The sequence below is a fragment of the Sulfuricurvum sp. genome (assembly GCF_049305995.1).
Classification (GTDB): domain Bacteria; phylum Campylobacterota; class Campylobacteria; order Campylobacterales; family Sulfurimonadaceae; genus Sulfuricurvum.
Map to the genome: position 1 here is coordinate 1 of NZ_JBAQPS010000141.1, position 1,691 is coordinate 1,691.

The window sequence follows — 1,691 nt, forward strand, 5'->3', positions numbered from 1 at the left end:
AATGTACCATGACTATAGTCGCCAAAAAGGGAATGACTACATTGTTGATTTGCTAGAAGAAAGATATATAGTTAAAAAAATACAAATAAATGAATTAAAAATCAGTGATATTCAAAAATATGTTCTAAGTTTAAAGGAAAGTGTTAAACATTGGTACTATTTACATAATCCGACATTAGCTATTTATGATGACCAAATAAAGCTTTTGCTAGATAAGTTATATAGATTAAATTATGGTGCATTTACACCTTTATTGATGTCCATATTTAGTCGAGATGATAAATATAATATTACCGAAGTATGTAATCTATTGAAGCTAATGGAAAAATATATTTTTGTGATTTTTAGGATTTCACAAAGACGATCAAATACGGGAGATAGTGAGTTTTATGGTTATGCTAGAAAGTATTTCCAAAAAGCATTGAGCATAGAAAATATCATCGGAACAGCTGATCCTGTTAATGATAAATTTTCTGGCATAAATTGGTGGTATGCAAGTTATATTGATATTAAACAATTTAAAATTTATTTAGCAGAAAAATTTAAAAATCAAGATGGATATTATAGCTGGAGCGGGTTATCATATTTTCTTTTTGAATATGAACTATCTTTGAAACAACAGAGTCGAAATAGTGAAATCATGATTCATTGGCAAGCTTACAATGAAGCAAAAAATGGTCATCGTAGCATCGAACATGTTATGCCACAAGCATTAGTTGAACAGTGCTGGAAGGAATCATTTAGTCAATTTGATACAAAACAAATTAAAAACCTTTGTAATACTATAGGTAATTTAACACCTCTTTCGGTATCAAAAAATTCAGCATTACAAAATTATTGTTTTGAAATCAAAAAAAATGGGAAAACTGACGAAGATATGGTTGGTTACAGCAATGGGTCATACGCTGAACGAGAAATTAGTAAAGAACCTCAATGGACAATAAATGAAATTAAACAAAGAGGTATTAAATTACTAAAATTTATGGCAGATCACTGGGAGATTGAAGAATTAAAGAATCCTGACTTACAAGAAAATCTTTTGTTCTTGCCATGAATAATGAGAATATAAGTATGATAAATAAATTCTCTATCCAAACCTCATTCGCCATCAGTGCCGGAGCCGGAAGCGGTAAAACCTATACCCTCTCACGGCGGTTTATCAATATTCTGTTGGGGTTTGATTTCTTTGTCGAAGAGGCGGGGCAGGAACACTATTACAATGATCGTGAGACGAAAAAAGCCGATCTTTGCCAAATCGTCACTATCACCTATACCGAAGCGGCGGCATTGGAGATGAAAGAGCGGATTTTCGGTCTTATTCATAAGATTTTACATGCCGATACGCTGGATGCCAAAGACGGCGACTTACAATCGATCGCTTTAGCCTATGAGGGATTGGAACCCTATGCTAGAGAATATATTCATGCGCGGTTGAATAAGGCGATAGAGGAGATGGGAGAGGCAAACATTACGACGATACACGGGTTTTGTTTAGGGATTCTCAAACGCCATGCTGATGTAGCGAAGATCGACGGTAAACTCGATGTTATCAGTGAAGAGGATAAAAAGCAGCTCTTTCAAAAAATCTACTTCGATGTCGTTAATGATGAAACATACCAAAACGATATTCTCGCAATCACTAAAAACGTATCCCTCTATAAATCGCTTTCACTCATCGAGCGGTACGTGTT

The 1,691-nt window shown here is 34.2% G+C and carries 2 protein-coding genes; both read left to right on the forward strand.

From position 1 onward, the window contains the following. A partial coding sequence (locus WA010_RS04770) for an HNH endonuclease family protein (protein WP_422556006.1) occupies positions 1-1,054 on the forward strand: 1,054 nt, incomplete at its 5' end. Positions 1,055-1,071: 17 nt separating this feature from the next. Then, positions 1,072-1,691, forward strand: a 620-nt coding sequence (locus WA010_RS04775; protein WP_422556007.1) for a UvrD-helicase domain-containing protein, incomplete at its 3' end; no start/stop codon positions are given.